Consider the following 7,913-nt stretch of genomic DNA (forward strand, 5'->3'; position numbering starts at 1 on the left):
GGCGGAGGGGCGCCCGTGTACCGGAGTACTCGGGCGCCCCGACAACGCGGCGAGGTGCGGTGCCAGACGCCGCAGGCCAGGCGGGACTTCTAAAGCGCGCCCTAGCCCAGGGCCTGGGTCAGGTCCGCGACGAGGTCGTCGGCGTTCTCGATGCCGACCGACAGGCGGATCAGGTCCGCCGGGACCTCCAGGGCCGAGCCGGCCACCGACGCGTGCGTCATGCGGCCCGGGTGCTCGATCAGGGACTCGACGCCGCCCAGGGACTCGGCCAGGGTGAAGATCTTGGTGCGCCCGCAGACCGCGACCGCCTCTTCCTCGCCGCCGGCGACCTGGAAGGAGATCATGCCGCCGAAGTTGCGCATCTGCTTGGCGGCGACCTCGTGCCCCGGGTGCTCGGGCAGGCCCGGGTAGAGGACGTTGGTGACCTTCGGGTGGCGCTTGAGCAGCTCGACGACCTTGCCCGCGTTCTCCGCGTGCCGGTCCATGCGCACGGCCAGGGTCTTGATGCCCCGCAGCACGACCCAGGAGTCGAACGGACCGGCCACCGCGCCCATAGCGTTCTGGTGGTAGGCCAGTTCCTCGCCCAGCGCCGCGTCCGCGGCGACCAGCGCGCCGCCGACCACGTCGGAGTGCCCGCCCATGTACTTGGTCAGCGAGTGCACGACGACGTCCGCACCCAGCGCCAGGGGCTGCTGGAGGTACGGCGAGGCGAAGGTGTTGTCCACGACCAGCTTGGCGCCGGCCGACCGCGCGATGTCGGCGACGACGGCGATGTCGGTGATCCCGAGCAGCGGGTTGGAGGGGGTCTCGACCCAGATGACCTTCGTCTTCGGGGTCAGGGCCGCCCGTACCGACTCGGCGTCGGAGGTGTCGGCCACCGACCACTCCACGCCCCAGCGGGAGACGACCTTCGCGAAGAGGCGGAAGGTGCCGCCGTACGCGTCGTTCGGGATGACCACGTGGTCGCCCGGGGCGAGCAGCGTACGCAGCAGGCAGTCCTCGGCGGCGAGCCCGGACGCGAAGGCGAGACCGCGACGGCCGCCCTCCAGGGCCGCGAGGTTCTCCTCCAGCGCGGTCCGGGTCGGGTTGGCGCTGCGGCTGTACTCGTAGCCGCCGCGGAGCCCTCCGACGCCGTCCTGCTTGTAGGTGGAAACCTGGTAGATCGGGGGTACGACCGCGCCGGTCAGCGGGTCCGCCGTATTGCCCGCGTGGATCGCGCGGGTCTCGAAGCTCTGGTGCTCGTGGCTGTCGTCGCTCATGGTCCGATGCTATGCCCGCCCGGGGCGGGGCCCCCTATTGGCCTGCTCCCCGCCCGGTCTGGTTCGCTGGAGGTATGGAGATTCTGTGGTTCGTGTTCGCGGTGCTCATGCTCGTGTTCGTTCTCGGTCCGTTCCTCCGGCGTCGGTACGGCGCCGGCGCCATCCGCCTGGTCGCACCGGGCAGCCCGGACGCCGCCGACCCGGCGAACTACGGATTCGACCGGCAGGAAGAGCTCGACGTCCGCGTCCCCGGGCCCGACCAGGACCTGATGGACGCCCTCGACAACGTACGGCTCACGGGCCGGTGGCAGGCGGCCTCCCAGCTGCTCGCCGGGACCCCGCGGGAGGGCGAGCGGCGCTGGCAGCGCGTGCAGGCCTTCGGCGGGGCCGCGGCCCTGGAGCTGATGGCGCAGCCCGGGACGGGCGCGCAGTGGCTGAAGGCGTGGCGGCTGGAGGCGGAGAAGGACCCGGGCGGCGCTCAGGTGCACGCGGAGCTGCTGGTGCAACAGGCGTGGCGGCACTCGGGCGGGGTCGGCTCCGAGGACCACCGGATCATCCTGGAGGAGGCCCGGGAGGCGTGCCGCAAGGCCGCGCTGCTGGCTCCGGGGGACCCGGTCCCGTACATCACGGAACTGGCGATCGCGCGCGGACTGGCGTACCCCGAGGCGGAGTTCGACGAGCTATGGGCGAAGGTCATCGACCGGGCCCCGGAGCACATGGGCGCCCATCTCGCGGCGCTGCACTACTGGGGCGCGCAGTGGCACGGCTCGCGGGAGAAGGCCGACGCCTTCGCGCACGCGGCCGCGGCGCGCGCCCCGCAGGGCTCGCTGCTGGCGGCCCTGCCGATGTTCGCGCTGCGCGAGAACCAGCCGGACATCGTGCTGAGCCCCAGCTTCTACCGGAGCGCGGTCGTGACGCGGGCGGTGGAGGGCGCGCTGTACGCGGTGCACACGGCGCGGCAGGACGACCCGATGGTGGCGCACGTGCGGCACCTGCTGATGATGTTCCTGGTCTGCATGGAGCGGTGGACGGAGGCGCTGGAGCAGGTGCGGCACGTGGACGGGTACGTGGGCGCGCTGCCGTGGACGGAGGCGCCGGACCCGGCCGCGGTGTACGCGGTGTACCGGGCGATGGCGGTGGCGGGGTACGAGGCGAACGGCGGGTCCCCGGCGACGCTGCGGCCGTAGCCCTCCGGGCGGGCCGGCGGATCCACGGACCTGCCCTTGCGCGTCGGCGGGTCCGCTCGGCCCGCGGCGCGGACGTCGGTCAGGATTGCCCCAACCCCGCGGCGCACCGCCCACCCCGCCCGCGTGCGGGGATCCCTCACGAATAAGGTTGCTGTAAGTAATCGCAGGCCGCATGATGCGGCGGTGGCGGCGTTCTGCCGTGCCACCCACTCCTTTTCGTTCCCGTGGGGGGATCTGTCCATATGGGCGCTTCACTGCGCGCCTTGCGCGCTCTCGTCCTGCTCGCAGGCTTCTACCTGCTCGGCGTATTCCTGCTGGCCGCCCTCGGTGGCATCGACTACGCCGTCGTCACCACGCTGCACGGCCCGATCGTGGCCAAGCTGCTCCTCGCCTCCGTCGTCCTCACCGTCCCGATCGTGCGCGGCATGTTCATGCTGCGCACGCCCAAGGGCGAGCCCTTGGCCGGCGTCACCGTCAGCGAGGCGCAGGAGCCCGAGCTGTGGGCGGTCGTGCGCGACATCGCGCAGCAGGTCGGCACCCGCGCCCCCGACGAGATCGTGCTGATCGACGAGGTGAACGCGGCCGTCGCCGAGGACGCGAAGCTGCTGGGTCTGCGGCCCGGCACCCGCCGCCTGTACCTCGGCCTGCCGCTGATGACGGGCCTGGACGAGATGCAGATGCGGGCGGTGCTCGCCCACGAGATGGGTCACTACGCCAACTTCGACACCCGTCTCACCCCGCTGATCGCCCGCGGCCGGGCCCAGCTGATCCGCACCATCGGCTACTTCCACGACCGCGCCGACAAGAAGGTCGCCAAGGAGCGCGTGAAGCAGGAGCGCAAGGACGAGAAGCGGATCGCCAAGGGCAAGAAGGCCAAGGGCGTCGACACCGCGGGCGAGGGTGCGATGTACCGCGCCATGGCCAAGATCTACATCGCGTACGGCAACTTCTACATGCGCGCCACCCGTTCCACCTCCCGCCGCCAGGAGCTCGCCGCCGACCTGGCCTCGGTACGGGTCGCGGGCCGCGACTCGGCCGCGTCCGCGCTGCGCGAGCTGAACGCCCTCGACTCCGCGCACGACTTCTACATGAGCTCGTACGCCACCCTCGGCGTCGGCGCCGGCCTGCTGCCCCGCCCCGGCGAGGTCTTCGGCGGCCTGCGCCGGCTCCTGGACGCGCGCTCGGCCGACCTGGACGGGCTGCGCCAGGAACTGTCGACCGAGCCCACCTCCCCCTACGACTCCCACCCCGCGCTCGCCGAGCGCGTGGCCCGCATCGAGGCCCTGCCCGACGACGGCCGCGGCGGCCAGGCCGCCCGGCCGGCCCTGGACCTGCTGGCCGACGCCGGCGCGGCGCTGGCCGCGCTGGAGCAGGTCGTCCTCACCCCGGAGGCGCTCGCGCTCGAGCGGGTCGGCTGGGAGGACCTCGTCCACGAGTCCATGACCGTGTACGTCGGCCAGGGCGCGCAGGACATCCGCGAGACCTTCGCCGCCGAGGGCGCGGGCCCCGGACTGGAGGCCGTACTCGACGCGTTCGACGCCGACCCGGCGGTGCGCTGGCGCATCGCCGACCGGTTCCCGAAGTCCGAGGAGGCGGCGGCCGCCACCGGCCGCACGGCTCGCGAGTTCGCCCGCCCGGTCGTCCGGCGCGCCCTGAACCAGCTGGTCACCGTCGAACTGACGGCCCGCGGCGCCGCCCGCTGGCAGCTGTCCTGGTCCGACTCGGCCTCCCTGCGCTACCCGGCCGACGGCTTCGAGGACCGGCTGGGCGCGGCCCTGGAGTCGGCCGTCGCCGACCTGCCCGACACCGAACCCCTGCGAAAGCTGGTACTTGCCCCGTGATCGGCCTCTACATCCTGGGCGCCGTGCTGCTGTTCGGCGCGTTCAAGTTCCTGCGCGGCGCCTACTACATCCGCAAGGCCAAGGCCCTCGAGGCCGAGATCGGGACCCTGAACGCCGGTACCGATGCCGTCAAGGCCGAGCAGAAGGCCGAGAAGGCGGCGAAGGTCGTCGCGCTGGGCTTCGTGGCGGAGGCCGACCTCGACACCGAGAACCTCGCTCCGGTGCCGCCGGAGCGGACGGCCGTCCTGGAGGCCGTCCGGTCGGGCGACTGGGAGGCGGGCGCCGCCTACATCGAGGCGGCCGGCAAGGACTGGCAGGAGCGGATGGAGCGGGTCCGCCCGCTGGCCGAGGCGGCGGCCGAGGACGACGCGTGGCTGCTGGCCTGGCGCGCGGCCCGGCCCGAGGACCCGACGGCCGCCCTGGTCGGCGCCGACACCGCGATCACGGTGGCGTGGAACGTACGCGGTGGGCAGTCGGGCAGCCGCACCACGCAGGAGCAGTTCCGGCTCTTCCGCGAACTGCTGGTCAAGGCGCAGGAGGTCGCGCACGAGGCCCAGCGCCTCGCCGACCCGGCCGACCCGACCCCGTACATCGTGGAGCAGCCCATCGGGCAGGGCCTGGGCTACTCGCACGAGCGGTACCTGGAGCTGTGGGCGCAGGTCGTCGAGCGCGACCCGAAGGTGCTGTGGTCGCACATCAGCGGCCTGCAGTACTGGTGCCGGAAGTGGCGCGGCTCGCACGAGCTGGCGCTCGCCTTCGCACGGGAGTCGGCGGCCGCCGGCCGGCCCGGTGACCTGCTGTCGCTGCTGCCGCTGATCGCGTACTTCGAGCAGGAGACGGACGAGGACGACCTGACGGCCGAGACGTTCTTCAAGGAGCCGGAGATCGTCGCGGCGGTGGACGCGGCCCTGCTGGACCTGGCCGCGGCCGGGGACGACCATCCGGGGACGGCGCGCATCCGGCACCTGCTGGCGTACCTGCTGTTCTGGCAGGACCGCGACGAGCAGGCGGTCGAGCAGTTCCGCCACATCGACGGCCACATCGGCTGCCTGCCGTGGACCTACGCGGGTTCGCCGAAGGGCCGGTACCTGTACGCCCGTGACTGGGCGGTGGGTGTGAGCACACCGGGCTTCTGACGGATGCGGCGGCGGTGGGGGCGGGTCGGGGAATCCCGGCCCGCCCTTCGCACGTTGTCACTCCCACAAGGAGGGAATCCATGTTCTCGTACCGCCGTACGCCCGAGCTCCCCACCCGCGAGGAGGCCCTGACGGGCCGCGCGGAGCCGCTGTTCGCCGTGCCCGACCGGCACACCGTGCTGGGCAACCCGCTGTCCGGCCCCTACCCCGCGCACCTGGAAGTCGCCGACTTCGGTCTGGGCTGCTTCTGGGGCGCGGAACGCAAGTTCTGGCAGACCCCCGGGGTGTGGACCACGCTGGCCGGCTACCAGGGCGGCTTCACCGAGAATCCGACCTACGAGGAGGTCTGCTCGGGTCTGACCGGCCACACCGAGGTGGTGCGCGTGGTCTTCGACCCGTCCCAGGTCTCCTACGCCGCGCTGCTGAAGCTGTTCTGGGAGTCCCACGACCCGACCCAGGGCTTCCGCCAGGGCAACGACGTGGGCACCCAGTACCGCTCGGCGGTCTACACCCACTCCCCCGACCAGCAGGAGACGGCGGAGGCCTCCCGTACGGCGTACCAGCAGGTCCTGGCTTCCTCGGGCTACGGTCCGATCACCACGGCGGTGCTGCCGGCCGCGGAGCGCCCCTTCTGGCCCGCCGAAGCACACCATCAGCAGTACCTGGACAAGAACCCGGGCGGTTACTGCGGCATCGGCGGCACGGGGGTGTCCTGCCCGATCGGTGTGGCCAAGGCTCCGGGGGCGTGAGCGACCCCGTCGCCGAACGCGCCGTCGAACCCCTCGTCGACCCCGCGCACGAGGGGCTGACCGCTCTGTGGCGGCGGCACAGGCCACCCGGCCCGCTGCTGCCGCACGAGCTGAAGACGGTGTACGCGGACCGGTGGGTGCGCTTCCACAGCCTGCCGGAATCGAAGCGCCACCCGCAGGACGAGGCGGAGTACGCGGTGCTCCTGGATCGGTACAACACGGTCCTGGACGAGCTCTTCATGGGCGACGAGGTGTATGTGGTGACCACCGGCTGGTCCGAGGTGTCGGACCGGACGGGCCGGTCGCCGCTGCGCCGTGCCCTCCACCCGGAGGGCACGCTGTGGACCACGCTGGACGAGACCGGCGAACCGGATCCGGAGTTCCACACGCGCTGGTACCACTACGCGGACCGGCGCCCCTGGCGGCGGGGCTGCCTCGACCCGTTGCTGCGCGCGGTGGCCGACGACACGCTGGCCGGCATCTTCGTCACGGACCCCGGGCTCACCCGGTTCCACCACCCGTACGACGGCGGCGCCGATGTCGTCCTGCCCACGCCGCAGGAGCGGGACCGGATGCGCGAGCGGCACACCGACTGGCTGTCCGCGCACCCCCAGGGGTACTGAGGCCGGCCGGCGCGGAACCCGGCCGTTACAGGCTGAGCTGGTAGTACGCGGCGGGGCGGTGGAGGCGGTAGCCCAGGCTCGCGTTCACCGCGCGCATCGCGGTGTTCTCGTCCGCCACCGTGGTGGCGATCCGGCGCAGGGCGGGGTACCGGTGGCGGGCCTGCTCCAGCATGTGCAGCTTGACCGCGCGGCCCAGGCCGTGGCCCCGGTGGGCGGGGGCGACCACCGTGTCGTACTGGAGGGCGCGCGGGCCGGCCGGGTCGGGCAGGACCAGTTCCGTGTACGCGGCCACCTCGCCCCGCGGGGTCACCGCGGCGGCCGTGGTGATCTCGCCGCCCCGGTCCAGGACGAGCTGGTGCGCGGCGTGCAGTCGCTGCGGCGTCCAGGGCTCGGCCTTCTCGTCGATGTCCCCCGTGGGCGCGTCCCCCATCGCCCCGTGGGCCGTGGCGAGGGGCGCGGCCCAGTCGTCCGGCACCAGGCCGTGCCAGGCGCGCAGTTCGTACCCCGGGGCGACGGGCACCGGCGCTCCGGCGCCGGCTGGGTCCTGCGGCCGCGTCACGTCCTGCTCGTACCAGGCCATGGGCAGTACGTTCCCGAATCCGAGCGACTGCGCGAACGCCTCCCCCGGGCCGCCCAGGTCCACCAGGGTCGAGACCGAGGTCCGGCCGTGGGCGAGCAGCTCGGCCCGGACCTGCTCCCACAGGGCGCGGCCCAGGCCCCGGCGCCGCATGTCCGGGCGTACGGCGAGCACGTCGAGGAAGGCGGTGTGCGCGTTGGCCTCGTCCGTGAACAGGATCAGCGCGGCCACGCCCGTTCCCCCGTCCGCGGCCCAGAGTGCGGCGCGGCCGCGCGCCGGTGTCACGCGCAGTCGGCCGGCCACCTCCGTCCGGGCGGGCGGCGGTATCTGGGGCAGGTCGGCGGCTTGGGCGGCGGCGAGAACCGCGGTCCAGGCGTCGATGTCGGTGTCGGTCGGGGGCAGCGGCAGGGCGCGGACGGTCATACCGGGGACCCTAATGCTGTGACCGGAAAGGGTCACCGGGTCACAGCACTGGATGAACAACTCGGATCGCACCCGGCCGTTCTCCGGCCGAACGGCGGACGGCGGGGACCCCATGAGG

The 7,913-nt window shown here is 73.1% G+C and carries 7 protein-coding genes; 5 read left to right on the forward strand and 2 right to left on the reverse strand.

The features are described 5' to 3' along the window. Positions 1-101: 101 nt before the first annotated feature. The gene (locus ACWGIU_RS22340) at positions 102-1,259 is read right to left on the reverse strand and encodes a cystathionine gamma-synthase (protein WP_453708378.1); all 1,158 of its coding nucleotides are present in this window, start codon (positions 1,257-1,259) and stop codon (positions 102-104) included. A 74-nt stretch (positions 1,260-1,333) separates the two neighbouring features. Here ACWGIU_RS22340 and ACWGIU_RS22345 point away from each other — a divergent pair, with 74 nt between their 5' ends. The 5 genes from ACWGIU_RS22345 to ACWGIU_RS22365 all read left to right on the forward strand — a co-directional run bounded on the left by ACWGIU_RS22345 (position 1,334) and on the right by ACWGIU_RS22365 (position 6,795). After that, positions 1,334-2,446 (forward strand): hypothetical protein, encoded by a 1,113-nt coding sequence (locus ACWGIU_RS22345; protein ID WP_453708380.1) that lies wholly within the window; start codon positions 1,334-1,336, stop codon positions 2,444-2,446. Between the two features lie 242 nt (positions 2,447-2,688). After that, entirely contained in the window at positions 2,689-4,287 is a 1,599-nt protein-coding gene (locus ACWGIU_RS22350; protein WP_453708382.1) for a M48 family metallopeptidase, read from the forward strand. Then, entirely contained in the window at positions 4,284-5,423 is a 1,140-nt protein-coding gene (locus ACWGIU_RS22355; protein WP_453708384.1) for a hypothetical protein, read from the forward strand. The genes ACWGIU_RS22350 and ACWGIU_RS22355 overlap by 4 nt, the downstream gene beginning before the upstream one ends. 80 nt (positions 5,424-5,503) lie before the next feature. Then, a complete protein-coding gene (gene msrA / locus ACWGIU_RS22360) occupies positions 5,504-6,172 on the forward strand; it encodes a peptide-methionine (S)-S-oxide reductase MsrA (RefSeq protein WP_453708386.1) in 669 nt (222 codons plus the stop codon). Then, positions 6,169-6,795 carry a DUF3885 domain-containing protein gene (locus ACWGIU_RS22365; RefSeq protein ID WP_453708388.1) on the forward strand — a complete coding sequence of 209 codons (627 nt, stop codon included), beginning with the start codon at positions 6,169-6,171 and terminating at the stop codon, positions 6,793-6,795. The genes msrA and ACWGIU_RS22365 overlap by 4 nt, the downstream gene beginning before the upstream one ends. A gap of 25 nt (positions 6,796-6,820) precedes the next feature. On the opposite strand, the gene ACWGIU_RS22370 is transcribed toward ACWGIU_RS22365, so the two are convergent. Further along, positions 6,821-7,795, reverse strand: coding sequence for a GNAT family N-acetyltransferase (locus tag ACWGIU_RS22370; RefSeq protein WP_453708389.1), 975 nt, complete (start codon positions 7,793-7,795; stop codon positions 6,821-6,823). Positions 7,796-7,913 lie beyond the last annotated feature (118 nt).

Source organism: Streptomyces sp. NPDC054840, from assembly GCF_053611065.1.